This is a genomic window from Sphingomonas sp., assembly GCF_036731925.1.
Taxonomy (GTDB): Bacteria; Pseudomonadota; Alphaproteobacteria; order Sphingomonadales; family Sphingomonadaceae; genus Sphingomonas.
The window spans coordinates 53,618-66,857 of the sequence record NZ_DAINDJ010000006.1 but is presented as its reverse complement, the minus strand read 5'-3'; the positions used below and the strand labels follow the sequence as shown (position 1 = coordinate 66,857).

General features: G+C 69.4%; 11 protein-coding genes. 3 read left to right on the top strand and 8 right to left on the bottom strand.

Annotated features, from left to right (window positions below; translation table 11 throughout):
• Positions 1 to 295 precede the first annotated feature (295 nt).
• Positions 296 to 1,480, bottom strand: a complete 1,185-nt coding sequence (locus V7E00_RS19965) for a M24 family metallopeptidase (RefSeq protein ID WP_333574353.1) — start codon at positions 1,478 to 1,480, stop codon at positions 296 to 298.
• 10 nt (positions 1,481 to 1,490) lie between these two features.
• Positions 1,491 to 2,723 (bottom strand): NAD(P)/FAD-dependent oxidoreductase, encoded by a 1,233-nt coding sequence (locus tag V7E00_RS19960; RefSeq protein WP_333574352.1) that lies wholly within the window; start codon positions 2,721 to 2,723, stop codon positions 1,491 to 1,493.
• A gap of 131 nt (positions 2,724 to 2,854) precedes the next feature.
• Between V7E00_RS19960 and V7E00_RS19955 the strand changes: the two genes are divergently transcribed.
• Complete coding sequence (locus tag V7E00_RS19955; protein ID WP_333574351.1) at positions 2,855 to 3,499, top strand: GntR family transcriptional regulator; 645 nt, start codon at positions 2,855 to 2,857, stop codon at positions 3,497 to 3,499.
• 3 nt (positions 3,500 to 3,502) lie between these two features.
• On the opposite strand, the gene V7E00_RS19950 is transcribed toward V7E00_RS19955, so the two are convergent.
• The 3 genes from V7E00_RS19950 to V7E00_RS19940 are packed head-to-tail and all read right to left on the bottom strand — an operon-like array spanning position 3,503 to position 6,861.
• On the bottom strand, positions 3,503 to 4,909 hold the full coding sequence (locus V7E00_RS19950; protein WP_333574350.1) for an amino acid permease: 1,407 nt from the start codon (positions 4,907 to 4,909) through the stop codon (positions 3,503 to 3,505).
• 23 nt (positions 4,910 to 4,932) lie between these two features.
• Positions 4,933 to 5,931 carry a 4-hydroxyproline epimerase gene (locus V7E00_RS19945; RefSeq protein ID WP_333574349.1) on the bottom strand — a complete coding sequence of 333 codons (999 nt, stop codon included), beginning with the start codon at positions 5,929 to 5,931 and terminating at the stop codon, positions 4,933 to 4,935.
• Positions 5,932 to 5,937: 6 nt separating this feature from the next.
• Positions 5,938 to 6,861 (bottom strand): dihydrodipicolinate synthase family protein, encoded by a 924-nt coding sequence (locus V7E00_RS19940; RefSeq protein ID WP_333574348.1) that lies wholly within the window; start codon positions 6,859 to 6,861, stop codon positions 5,938 to 5,940.
• 218 nt (positions 6,862 to 7,079) lie between these two features.
• On the opposite strand from V7E00_RS19940, the gene V7E00_RS19935 reads away from it, so the two are divergent.
• Together V7E00_RS19935 and V7E00_RS19930 are read left to right on the top strand one after the other, a co-directional pair.
• Entirely contained in the window at positions 7,080 to 10,283 is a 3,204-nt protein-coding gene (locus V7E00_RS19935; protein ID WP_333574347.1) for a helicase-related protein, read from the top strand.
• Positions 10,284 to 10,352: 69 nt separating this feature from the next.
• Positions 10,353 to 10,679 (top strand): hypothetical protein, encoded by a 327-nt coding sequence (locus tag V7E00_RS19930; RefSeq protein WP_333574346.1) that lies wholly within the window; start codon positions 10,353 to 10,355, stop codon positions 10,677 to 10,679.
• A gap of 6 nt (positions 10,680 to 10,685) precedes the next feature.
• Here V7E00_RS19930 and V7E00_RS19925 read toward each other — a convergent pair whose 3' ends face one another.
• The 3 genes from V7E00_RS19925 to V7E00_RS19915 all read right to left on the bottom strand — a co-directional run bounded on the left by V7E00_RS19925 (position 10,686) and on the right by V7E00_RS19915 (position 13,229).
• Positions 10,686 to 11,453 (bottom strand): ThuA domain-containing protein, encoded by a 768-nt coding sequence (locus V7E00_RS19925; protein ID WP_333574345.1) that lies wholly within the window; start codon positions 11,451 to 11,453, stop codon positions 10,686 to 10,688.
• The gene (locus V7E00_RS19920) at positions 11,450 to 12,778 is read right to left on the bottom strand and encodes a M20/M25/M40 family metallo-hydrolase (protein ID WP_333574344.1); all 1,329 of its coding nucleotides are present in this window, start codon (positions 12,776 to 12,778) and stop codon (positions 11,450 to 11,452) included. The genes V7E00_RS19925 and V7E00_RS19920 overlap by 4 nt, the downstream gene beginning before the upstream one ends.
• Positions 12,779 to 12,842: 64 nt before the next feature.
• Entirely contained in the window at positions 12,843 to 13,229 is a 387-nt protein-coding gene (locus V7E00_RS19915) for a VOC family protein (protein ID WP_333574343.1), read from the bottom strand.
• Between the last annotated feature and the right edge of the window lie 11 nt (positions 13,230 to 13,240).

Sequence of the window (13,240 nt, the reverse complement as noted above, 5' to 3'; positions counted from 1 at the left end):
GCTGCGCCTTTCCCCTTTTTCCGGGGCGGCCGCTGCGCCTGAATTTCGGTGACCGAAGCGCCGTTCCGTTGAAGAGCACCGCGTCGGTGGAGTGGCTTCTATGCGGGACACCCCCACCCGTCAACACCGTTTTGCAATTTTGTGTCGTTTCCTCCTGCATCACCGCGGAAAGCCGCAGAAAACCGCGGTTTTGCTACCTTCTCGGCAGCGGCGCGCATGACCATTTGATGACCTATGTGCGCCGAATCACACCGAATCGCCGCCGAATCACGCCCGAAAATCGAAGAATCGGGTCTCAGGCGAGCCGGTCGATCGCCATTTGCGGCTCGGTGAACCAGCGCGGGCCCGACTCGGTCATGTGGAAATGGTCTTCCAGTCGGATGCCGAAGCGATCGGGCACAACGATCATCGGCTCGTTCGAGAAGCACATCCCCACGTCCAGCGGGGTTCGGTCCCCCCGCACGAGATAGGCCGGCTCGTGGATCGACAGGCCGATACCGTGGCCGGTGCGGTGCGGCAGGCCCGGCAGGCGATAGTCCGGCCCCAGCCCCGCCTTCTCGAGCACCGCGCGCGCCGAGGCGTCGACCTGTTCGCACGGCACGCCCAGCCGGGCGGCATCGAAGGCGGCTGCCTGGGCTTCCTTCTCCAGTGACCAGATCGCCTGTTCCTCGTCCGACACCCGGCCAAAGGCATAGGTTCGCGTGATGTCCGAGTGGTAGCCTTCGACGGTGCAGCCGGTATCGATCAGCACCAGCTGCCCCTCCTCCAGCGCCTGATCGCCGGGAAGGCCGTGGGGGAAGGCGGTCGCGTGGCCGAACTGGACGATGCAGAAGGTAGAGCCTGCGGCGCCGAGCGCACGATGGGCCTCGTCGATGAAGCGCTTGACCGCGCCGGTGGTGATCCCGGGCGCGAGGATCCGGGCGGCGGCGTGGTGCACCGCCAGCGTCATGTTCTTCGCCTGCTGCATCAGCGCGATCTCCGCGGGCGACTTGCGCATCCGGCAGCCGTCGATCGCAGCGGCGCCGTCGACCAGGGTGACGTTCGGCGCGGCGCGGCGCAGGCGCTCGGCCATCTGGAACGGGAGTGCCGGATCGATCGCCAGCGTGGCGACGCCGCCCAGCGCGCCCGCAACCAGGGCGAAGGGATCCTCGTCTTCCTCCCACAGTCGCATGTCGGCATCGAACGCCATGTCGGCAGTGAGCGAGCCGAGCTCGAAGCGCGGGCAAATCATGATCGGCTCGCCGTGGAGGGGCAGCAGCATCGCGACCAGCCGCTCGGTCGCGCCCCAGGGCACGCCGGCGAAATAGCGCAGCGACATCCCGGCGTTCACCAGCAGCGCCTGCGCACCCATCCCCTCTATTGCCGCGCGCACGCGCGCGAGGCGATCGCGGCGCTCGGCAAGCGTGATGGCCGGCGCGCGATCGGCCCAGGGGGCGAGCGCGGCGAGTTCGATTTCCGCGGTGGATCCGCCGATGGTCATGCTGTCTTCCTCATGCGTTGAACCGTTGCAGGTCGAAGGGGGCGAGGTCGATCGCGGACGCGCGATCTTCCGCCAGTGCGACGACGCTCTCCCCGGTCACGGCGGCTAGGGTGAGCCCGAGATGCTGATGGCCGAAGGCGTAAAGCAGGTTCTCCGCCCGCGCGCTCCGCCCGATCGCCGGGAGATAATCGGGGAGGGTCGGCCGCGCCCCCGTCCAGCGCGTGAAAGGCGGCCGAAGCGGCAGGCCAAGTGCTGCGACATGCGCTTCCAGCCGCTCCCACTTCGCCGGATCCGGAGGCGTGTCGATGCCGGCGAACTCGACGAAGCTCGCCGCCTGCACGCAACCGGCATAGCGGGTGACGATCATCGAGCGATCCTCGAACACCAAAGGCGGCAGATCGGCGGGCCAGTCATGATCGGTCGCGCGGATATGATAGCCGCGCTCCGCGATGATCGGAACGCGATGCCCGAGCGGCGCCAGCAGCCGCCCCGAAGCAACGCCGGCGGTGACGAGCAGCTGGCCGACATGCGGCACCGCGGTACCGTCGACGGTCAGCCGCGCCTCCCTCGCCGCCAGCGCCAGCGTGGCGCGGCCGGAGAGGATCGTGCCGCCGGCTGCGAGCAGCGCCGCGCGCAGCGCGCGATCGAGCGCGCCCAGATCGACGACCTGCGCGGTATTGGTAAACCGGATTGCGCCCGCGCGCGGAGTGCCTGGCAACTGGTGAAGCTCGGCAGGCGTCGCGTCCCGGAAAGCCGCGGTGCCGATATCGGCAGCCGCCCAGGAGCGGCGCCCTGCTTCCGCCGCCGCAGCGCTTCCCCATGCCACGATATGGCCCTGCTCACGCAGCAGGTCCGGCGCATCGAGGCTGGCGCTCAACCGCCGCCACGCGGGCATCGCCTCGCCGAGCAGGCCCGACAGCGCCGCTCGCCCGCGCGCGAACCGGCCCGGTCGCGCGGCGCCGAGCAGGCGCAGGCCGAAGGGTAGCCAGTGGCGCCATGCCGCGGGCGGCAGCGATACCGCCCCGCCCGCGCCGAACCAGCGGCGCGGCAGGCTGCGCAGGGTTGCCCAGGAGGCAAGCGGCTCGACCTGCTCGATGGCGATATGGCCGGCATTGCCCCAGGAGGCGGCGCTGCGCTGCAGATCGTCGTCGACCAGCCGCACCGACCAGCCGGCCCGTGCAAGCGCCAGTGCGCTCGCCAGCCCGACCACGCCACCGCCGATCACCACCATGTTGCGCTGCATCAAGTTCGCCTTGCCCAGATTGAGATAGAGGTATACGGTATTTTCAGGTCGTGTGCGCCCATTGAAGCTTGCCCATGGCGCGGGAACCATGGCCTCCTTATCCGTGACCGTACCAAGGAAAGTCCTGCCGCATGAGCATCGTCGTCCGCACGCTGTCGGAACAGATCTTCACGATCGTCCGCGAGCAGATCGTCTCCGGCAAGCTGCCGGTGGATCAGGCGATCCGGCAGGACGCGCTCGCCAACCAGCTGGGTGTGAGCAAGATTCCGCTGCGGGAGGCGCTGGCGCGGCTCGAGCAGGAAGGGTTGCTCGTCGGCCAGGCGAACCGCGGCTATTTCGTCCGCGCCATGTCCTCGGGCGAGGCGGAGGAAATCTTCGCGCTGCGCCTGGCGATCGAGCCGGATGCAGTCGCCGCCGGCGCCCTTTCCGCCACCGATGCCGACCGTGCTGCGGCGCGCGAGGCGCTGGCTGCGCTCGACGTGGCGGCGGCCGAGCATCTCGACGAGGTCGCCGCCCGTAATCGCGAGTTCCACATCGCGATGGTCCGCCCCGGCGGACGGCTGCTCACCACCCAGCTGGTCGAACGGCTCCAGATCCTCGCCGAGCGCTACGTCCACAAGCATCTCGAACCCGCCGGCCGCGAGGATCGCGCGCATCTCGAACATGCCGAGCTGATGACCGCGTGGGAAAGCGGCGACGCCGATCGCGCCCGCGCGCTCGCCCGCGCCCATATCGAAGGTACGCTCACCGATCTGCGCCGCCAGCTGAACGGCTGACTCTCAGCGCCGCGCCAGCACGCTGCGGGCGCGGCCGTAGAGGAAATAAACGGCGAGGCCCGCGACGTTCCAGAGCGCGAAGCGGACCAGCGTCTTCTCGGGCAGCGAAAAGAGCAGATAGAGGCAGCCCAGCACCGCCAGCGTGCCGACCAGATAAGGCTGCGGGCAGCGGAAGATGCGCGGCGCATCGGGCGCGCGGCGGCGCAGCAGCATCATGCAGACGCCCACCGCGATGAATGCGATCAGCGTGCCCGCATTGGCGAGTTCGGCGATTTCGTCGAGCCGCAGGAAGCCGGCGACGGCCGCCACGAACAGCCCGGTGATGCCCGTGACCAGCACCGGCGCTCCGGTGCGCGGCGAAACCTTGGCGAGTGCGCGCGGCAACAGCCCGTCCCGCGCCATCACGAAGAAGATGCGGCTCTGGCCGTACATCATCACCAGGATGACCGAGGGTAGCGCGACCAGCGCGGCGGCGGCGATCGCCCAGGCAGCGAAGGGGTGGCCGAGCGTGCGCAGCACCAGCGCGAGCGGCTCGGGCGAATTGCCGAGCGTGGCGGTGGACATCGCGCCCACCGCGGCGACCGCCACCAGGATGTAGATGGTGGTGCACAGCGCCATCGAACCAACGATGCCGATGGTCAGGTCGCGGCCCGGCTTCTTCGCTTCCTCGGCGGAGGTGGCGACTGCGTCGAAGCCGTAAAAGGCGAAGAACACGATGGCGGCCGCGGCCATCACCCCGCGCGTCGCGGCCCCCTCGGCATGGCTGGCGAAGCCGTGCGGCATGAAGGGGTGGAAGTTGGCGGCGTCGAAGCCGGGCAGCGCCAGTGCGACGAACACGGCGAGCGCGACCAGCTTGATCACGACCAGCACGATGTTGAGCGTCGCGCTTTCGCGCGTACCGAGCATCAGCATGCCGGCAATGGCGAAGGAGACGAGCACCGCAGGCAGGTTGACGAGCCCGCCGGCATGCGGCCCCTGGAGAAGCATCGCGGGCAGGTGCACCCCCGCCGATTGCAGCCAGCCGACCAGATATCCCGACCAGCCCACCGCCACTGCCGAACAGGCGAGCGAATATTCGAGGATCAGGCTCCAGCCGACCACCCAGGCGATCGTCTCGCCCAGCACCGAATAGCTGTAGGTATAGGCGCTGCCGGCCGCCGGGATCATGGTCGCCAGCTCGGCATAGGCGAGCGCGGCGCAGGCGCACACCGCGCCGGCGATCACGAAGGCCAGGACTACCGCGGGCCCGGCCCGTTCGGCGCCGACGCCGGTCAGCGTATAGATGCCGGTGCCGACGATGGCGCCGACTCCCAGCGCGATCAGGTGCGGCCAGGAAAGCGTGGGGCGCAGCCGATGCTCGCTATGGCCCGTGCTGCGTTCGATCGGCTTGATCGGTCCCCAAAATCCCATGCGTCCCCCAGTTTGCGTTGTGATCAGACGACCGAGAAGCCGGCCCAGAACGGGTCTTCGCGATCGATCCAGATGGTGTTGAAGCCCGTCGCGATCGCCGAGCCTTCGATTGAGGGGATGATGCCGGGCCGGTCGCCCACCATCACCGCTTCCTCGACCCGGCCGATGAACCGGCTGCCGATATAGCTTTCGTGCACGAAGCGGTCGCCGACCTGGAGGCAGCCCTGCTGCTCGAGATGCGCAAGCCGCGCCGAGGTGCCGGTGCCGCACGGGCTGCGATCGATCGCGCGCTCGCCATAGAATACCGCGTTGCGGCCATCCGCCCCTTCCCCCTTGGGCTTGTCCGCCCAGAGGACGTGGCTGACCCCGCGGATCCGGTCGTCGAGCGGATGCACCGGCTCCACGGCCGCGCGCATCAATTCGCGGATCGTGCGGCTGAGTTCGACGATCCGCGACGCCCCGAGATCGTCCAGCCCGGTATAGGGGCCCTGTGGCTCGATGATCGCATAATAGTTGCCGCCATAGGAGACATCGACCACCAGCGGGCCGAAGCCCGGCACGTCGATTTCGATTCCCGTCGCCGCGACATAGGCAGGCACGTTGCGGATCCGCACCCAGCGCACCCGATCGCCCTCCGTGCCATAGGCGATGTCGATCACGCCCGCGGGCACCTCGATGCGCAGCTGCCCCGGCGTGCGCGGCGTGATCAGGCCGTGTTCCAGGCCGAAGGTGACCATGCCGATGGTGCCGTGGCCGCACATCGGCAGGCATCCGGAGGTTTCGATGAACAGGATACCGCAATCGGCGTCCTCGCGGGTGGGCGGGTAGAGGAACCCGCCCGACATCATGTCATGCCCGCGCGGCTCGAAGCACAGGCCCGTGCGGATCCAGTCGAACCGCTCGACGAAGTCCGCGCGCCGCGCCAGCATGTCGCCGCCCTTGAGCAGCGGTGCCCCGCCCGCCACCAACCGCACCGGATTGCCTGCAGTATGGCCGTCGATGCAGAAGAAGGTGTGGCGCATGGGGGTTCAGGCTGCCTTTGATGCGCGCTGGCTGGGGCGGGTTGCCGCAGCTTCCTCGACCCAGCGGATCACCTGCGCGCGGCGTTCGCCCGAAAGCGGCAGGCGCGGCATGCGGACCCCCTCGTTGCCGCGGCCCATGATCTGCTCGGCAAGCTTGATCGACTGCACCAGATCATGCTCGGCATCAAGGTGGAGGAGCGGCATGAACCAGCGGTAGATCTCGCGCGCCTCGTCATACCGGCCCTCGTTGAACGCCGCGACAAGCCGGACCGACTCTTCCGGGAAGGCGCTGGTGAGGCCCGAAACCCAACCCGAAGCGCCGAGGAACAGCCCTTCCAGCGCGACGTCGTCCAGCCCTGCCATCAACGTGTAGCGATCGCCATAGCGGTTGAAGAGATCGGTGAAGCGGCGCGGATCGGGCGCGCTTTCCTTCACGGCTACGATGTTCTTCACATCGGTGAGCCGGTCCAGCGTCTCGGTATCGATCGACACGCGATAGGCCGGCGGGTTGTTGTACAGCATGATCGGGAGCGAGGTCGCCGCGGCAACGGCGCGGAAATGCGCCTCCAGTTCCTCGGCGGTCGGCACATAGACCATGGCGGGGAGCAGCATCAGCGCATCGATGCCGATCTTCTCGGCGTCGCGCGCATATTCGATTGCGCGCGCGGTGGTGAATTCCGAAACGCCTGCCACCAGCGGCACGCGACGGCCGACCGCCTCCACGCCGGCACGCAGCACCAGGCGCTTCTCGTCGGGCTCGAGCGAGTTGTTCTCGCCGCATGTGCCGAGCAGGATCAGGCCGTCGACCCCGTCGTCGACCAGCGCGGTCTGCACGCGCTGGGTCGCTGCGAGATCGACCGAAAGGTCCTCGGCGAACTGGGTGGTCGCCGCGGGATAGACGCCAGTCCAGAGCGTCTTGGCTGCAGTCATAGGAACACGATCCTCCAAAGGGTTGGATGATTTCGTATACGGTATCCTGCTCGCACGCAAGGCCCGCGCGAAGGAGTGCACATTTTCCTGGCGACGGAAAGGCGCATCGGAGCGGCGCGCGATGCGCGGGAGCCGCGCGGGCCCCTCCCATCCCGCGCGGGAACGGGGGAGCAGACCGCTCGTTAGCGGTAGCTCGCTCGTTCCAAAGGCTCTCCAACATGGCTTCTCCTCGCGATCCCGTTGCGCGCGCGATCGCGCCCACCCCGGCGCCCCATGCCTTGCCAGCGGGTGACGTCGCCGCGCTGCTCGCCGAGACGCTCGGGTCCGACGATCTGCTGTTCGCCGCCGGCGACGAGCCGCGCGCCATCGCGATCGCCCGGGCGCTGGCGGCGCTCGCGCCGGAGGCGATGGTCGTCTTCTGCCCGGGTAGCGACGCGCTGCCCGGGGATGCCGCGCCCGCGTCGCCTGCCAATGTCGGCGAGCGAGTCGCAGCCCTTCGCCGGCTGTATCTGGCGCAGGCGGAGAAGGACCAGAAGGACCGCCAACGGATCGCCTGCATCACCACCGGCGAGGCGCTCGCGCGCCTCTACCCGCTGCCGCAGGCCTTTGACGCAGCGCCGCCGCGCGTTGCGATGGGCGAGGCCGTCGATCTCGCGGCGCTGTTCACGGCGCTCGTCGAGGCCGGCTATATCGAGGACGAGCGCGTCGACGAACCGGGCGAGGTCGCGCTGCGCGGGCAGGTTCTCGATGTCTACCCCGCCGATGCCGAAGCGCCTCGCCGCGTGGAGGTGGCCGAGGGCAGGGTCATCGCGCTGCGCAGCTACGACCCCGGCACCCAGCGGACGACCCGCGATTGCGAGGTGCAGGAACTCGGTCGCGTTGCCGAGCCACCGCTCGGTGCGGATGGCGTGCCGCTGCCGACGCATCTTCCGGGCGCGCTGCTCGCGATCGAGCCCGCTGCGGAGGACCGACGCAAGCGGTTCCTCGCGCTTGCCGCCGATTCCCGACGCCGCCGCCCGGGGCGGGCCCTGCGCGACGTGATCGACAGCGCCCAGTGGCAAGCGACCGTTAGCGCGCATACGCCCCTGGCCCTCGAGCCTGCCGGCGATCCCCCGCCCCGCTTCATCGAAGGACGCAGTCCGCTCCGCGCCTTCGCCCGTGTCGCACGCGACGTGGCCGCAGCGGGGGAGCGGCTCGTCCTGGTCGGCAGCGCGCGGGATCTGCGCTTCCTGCGCAGCCGTGTCGCCAGCGTGCTGAAGATGGATCTCGCCGATGTCACAAGCTGGACCGAACTCCGGCGCCGGCCGCCGGGCACCGCGGCGCTGCTGGAGGCGCCGGTGGATCGCGGCTTCCGGCGCGACGGTATCGTTGCCGTTGCTGCCGCGGATCTGCTCGGCAGCCGCGCCGAGCGCGATACGGCCCAGACCGGGGCTGCCGATACCAGCCTGTTCGGACAGACTGAAATCCGGCTGGGGGACTTGGTAGTTCACGAAGATCACGGCATCGCCGTTGTGACCGGCCTCGCTCCCATGCCGGGCGACGACGAGGCGGGCGGCGACGCCATCGCCCTTGCCTATGCCGATGGCGGGGTGCGGCTGGTGCCCGTGGCAGAGGCCGACCGGCTGTGGCGCTACGGCGGCGATGCCGACGCCGTGGCGCTCGACAAGCTGGACGGCTCAAGCTGGCAGAAGCGCCGCGGTGCGATCGACCTCGCCATCGCGGAAACAGCGCGGGGGATGATCGCGCTCGCCGAAGCGCGGATGGCGCGAACGGCGCCGGTGCTCGCGCCGGACACCGCGGCCTATGAGCGGTTCGTCGCAGGATTTCCGTACAGCGAGACGCGCGACCAGGCGCGCGCGATCGAGGCGGTGCGCGGCGATCTCGCCGCCGGCACGCCGATGGACCGGCTGGTGATCGGCGATGTCGGCTTCGGCAAGACCGAGGTGGCGCTCCGCGCGGCCGCTCTCGCGGCACTGGCCGGCCATCAGGTCGCCATCGCCGCGCCGACGACCGTCCTCGCGCGCCAGCATCTGGAGACCTTTGGCGAGCGATTTGAAGACAGCGGTATCGCGGTCGCCGGCCTCTCCCGCCTCTCCAGCGCGGCGGAGAAGAAGCGGGTGAAGGCAGGGCTCGCCGACGGATCGATCCAGGTCGTGATCGGCACGGGTGCGGTCGCTGGCAAGGGCGTCACCTACGACCGGCTCGCGCTCGTCATCATCGACGAGGAACAGCGGTTCGGCGCCGCCGACAAGGAGAAGCTGCGCACCCTCGGTGCGGGCCATGTACTGACGTTGAGCGCCACGCCGATTCCCCGGACGCTGCAGGCGGCGCTGGTCGGCATCCAGCACCTTTCCGTCATCGCCACGCCCCCCGCCCGCCGCCAGCCGATCCGCACCGCCGTGGGCAGCTTCGACGAGCGGATGGTCCGTGCCGCGCTGCTGCGCGAGCGGAGCCGCGGCGGGCAGAGCTTCGTCGTCGTGCCGCGCATCGAGGACATGGCGCCCCTCGCTGAGAAGATCGCCAGGCTGGTGCCGGAACTCGCGCTGCTCCAGGCGCACGGCAAGATGCCGGCTGCGGAGATCGACGAGGCGATGGTACGCTTCGGCCGCGGCGACGGCGACGTGCTGCTGGCCACCAATATCATCGAGGCGGGATTGGACGTGCCGCGTGCCAACACCATGGTGCTCTACCGCGCCGATCGCTTTGGCCTGAGTCAGCTGCACCAGCTGCGCGGACGGGTGGGGCGCGGCAGCCGGCGGGGCCAGGTGCTGCTGCTCACCGAGCCGGACAAGCCCATCAGCCCCCGCACGCTGAAACGCCTCCGCACGCTGGAGGCGTTCGATCGACTTGGCGCGGGCTTCGCGATCAGCGCGCAGGACCTCGACATGCGCGGCGCCGGCGACCTGCTCGGCGAGGCGCAGGCCGGCCACATGAAGCTGATCGGCGTGGACCTCTACCAGCACCTACTGGAGGCAGCGCTGCGCACCGCGCGCGGCGAGACCGTGGAGCGCTGGGCGCCAGAACTCCATCTGGGGCTGCAGGGCGGCCTTCCTGAGACCTGGATCCCCGATGAGGAACTGCGCGTCGGCTTCTATGTCCGCCTGGCCCGCGCCGGCGACGGCGGGGCGATCGACGCGCTCGAGGCGGAGCTCGAGGATCGCTTCGGCGCGTTGCCTGAAGCGGCGGCGACGCTGCTCGCCGTCGCGCGGGTCCGTGCCCAGGCGCTGGCGCTGGGGATTGCCCGGATCGATGCCGGGCCGGCGGCGATCGCCTTCACCCCCCGCGCCGATTTCGCAGGCGATGGCGCGCGCGCGGGGCTCACCGCCAAGGGCGATCGCCTGCTGCTCGCGGAGCGGATCGAAGACCCGGCTGCCCGGCTGGCCCGGATCGAGGCTATATTGGAGGCGATGGCGAACGATTGACGGCGTTGTGCCGCGTGCCGATCCAGCATAGGCTGCTCCCCAGAAAACATGATGGAGAGGAATGGCGCGATGATTCTGCCGATCCTGCTGCTGATGCTCCAGACGACCCCGGCCTTTACTGCCGAGGAGGAGATCATCGTCGTTTCCCGCCAGTTGCGGATGATCAAGGTCGACCTGAAAACCGACAAGCGCAGCGACGGCATGGCCTTGCGCAACTGCCGGATCCTGCGCGGCTCGGGGCAGACGGATCTCGATGCGATCCCCTGCGGCGTCGCGCAGCAATGTGTCGAGGCCGGCGTGCCGACGCGGCGCGAGCTCAAGGCCTGCGTCGAGGACAGGTCGACCGACCGGATCAATGCGGTTCTCGCCGCGCGCCGTGCCGCCCGCGACGGCTGAGCGCCGTCAGCGCTGCTCGCCGAGCCCCGTCGCGGCCCAGGTGATGCCGCCCAGCAGGTGCTGGAGATAGCGGTCGTCGCGGTACATCTCCGCCTCATGGCCGAGCAGCGTGACGAACACCCTGCCCTTCTCATAGGTGTGGAACCATGCTTCGGGATGGTCCCTGCCCATCCGGTGCCCCACCTGCCCCGGCCAGATGCGGGTGGGATCGTAGCTCGATTCGTCGACGCCCAGCACGCGGTGGATGGCGATGTCGAACGGGTTGCTGGTGACGTAGAACTCGTCGCTCCACAACCAGCGATCGGGCAGGCCGAACGCCGCCGGAAAGCCCTTGTCGAGCACCGTGACGACACCGGTCTGGATCATCGGGTGGTTGACGAAGCTGCGTCCGACCAGCTTCTCATACCAGGGCCAGGCGCCGGCAGGCACGATCGCGGCGCGGTGCACCACCACCGCATTGCCGCCACCCTGCATGTAGCGCTCCAGCCCGGCACGCTGGCCGGGACTGAATTCGTCGGCAGGCGTGTTGAGGAGCAGGATGGCGGCGTAGCGCTTGAGGTCGCCGTCCAGCCGCGCGCCGTCCTTCTGCCAGTCGATCGCGAAGGCATGGAGCCGGCCAAGCCGCTCAAGACTGTCGCGCGCGACCGGGATGTACTCGTAATGATATTTGCTCGGCGCTGCGATCACCAGCACCGTGAACTGTGGATCGGCCCGGGCAAGCGCCGGGAGGAACAGCGCGGCCAGCGCCAGCAACACGCCGAGACCGCGTTTCACCGGACGCTCCGCTCGGCGCTCAGCCGCGACATCAGGATCGCCGCACGCTTGGCCTGGCGACGGATGCTGGGGAGGTCCACCGTCTCGCCCGGGGCATGATCGCCCGTGCTGTAGGGGCCCAGCCCGGCCAGGCTGTCGACATCGGCCGCCACAAAGGAGACGTCCCCTGCCCCGCGCTTCAGCGGATCGAGCGCCGGCATTTCCGCCAGCCCCAGGTCGCGGTTCACCCCATTGAGGGCCGCAAGCAGTGCGCGGTTGCCGTCGGTCGGCGCCATTGCCGGGTAGCCTTCCCCGAATTCGATTCTCGCGTTGGTCTCCGGCGCGTGCGCGGCGACGATCGCTTCCATCTTGGCCCGCACCCGTATGGTCTGCTCGGGGCTCAGCGTCCGGAAATCGCCGATCGCGATCGCCGTCTGGGGAATGATGTTGGTCTTGCCCGCAGCGACCGCATCCCCGCTCTCGGTGAGCGTCGCCCGTGCCCCGCCGGCGATGACGCCGGTATTGAAGGTGAGGTTGGGCTCGGGCAGTTCCTTACGGAACGCGGCGAGGATCCGCGCGAGCTCGTTGATGGCGCCGTCCCCCACACCGGGGCCAAAAATGCCCGAGCTGTGCCCGGTCTTGCCGGTGGCGGTGATCCGCCAGTCGATCGCCGAGCGCCGCGCGATCGAGCCCATGTCGCGCCCGCCATCGATCACCAGCCCCTCGAAGTCGAGCGCGACGTCGGCGCGTTTGCCGGCTGCAATCAAGTCGGCGCGGGCGATGCTGTGCGGGCTGCCCGACTTTTCCTCGTCGCCGGTGAGCACGATTTCGATATTGGCGTTCTTGAGCGTGCCCGCCGCTTGCATCGCCCGCAGCGCAGCGATGATGACGACCATGCCGCCCTTGTCGTCCCCCGCCCCCGGCCCTTCCGCAAGGTCGCTCTTGCGGACGAATTTCTGGAACGGCGAATTGGGCTCGAACACCGTGTCGAGATGACCGATCAGCAACAGCCGCTTCGTGCCCGGCCGGCCCTTGTGGACCGCAATCAGATGGCCGGCGCGCTGCACCGCGTCCATCGGCTTCCAGGTGACGATGAAGCCCAGCGGCTCCAGCTCGGTGCGCATCCTCGCGCCGACCCTGGTCACACCGGCAAGGTTCAGCGTCCCGCTGTTCTGGTTGACCAGCGTCTCCAGCAGCGCGACCGATCGATCATAGTCGGCATCGACGGTGCGCGTCATGGTCGTCTCGGCAGGCGTCAGGCGCTGCGCCAGCGCCGGCTCGGCCAGGGGTAAGGCGGCGGCCAGCAGCAGCGCGGCGGTGCGGCCAAGGCGAAGCGGATCGATCATCGGAGCCCCCGGAACGGAACGGATCGTGCCGGTTGACCACAGCGACGGCGGCCCGGCAAGCCGCTCATGCGGGCTGATGGCACACGGCTTCCACGTTCACTCCATCCGGCCCCAGCACGAACGCGCCATAGTAATGGGGATGATAGTGCGGGCGCAGGCCCGGCGCGCCATTGTCCGTGCCGCCGATGGCCAGCGCCGCGGCGTGAAAGGCGTCCACCTCCGCACGGCTTGCGGCGGTGAAGGCGATGTGCATCGGGCCGGCCGCCGCGCCCCCGGAACCCACCCAGAAAAACGGCTTGCCGTCGTGCCCGAAGCCGAGCCCTTGATAGCCGCCGGTCTGCTCCGCCGTGACTTCCGCCTCCAGCCCGATCCCGAGCGGCGCCAGCGCGGCCGCGTAAAAGCGCCGCGCGGCGTCCAGATCCGCGGTGGTGATGCCGATGTGATCAATCATGTCTCCCTCCC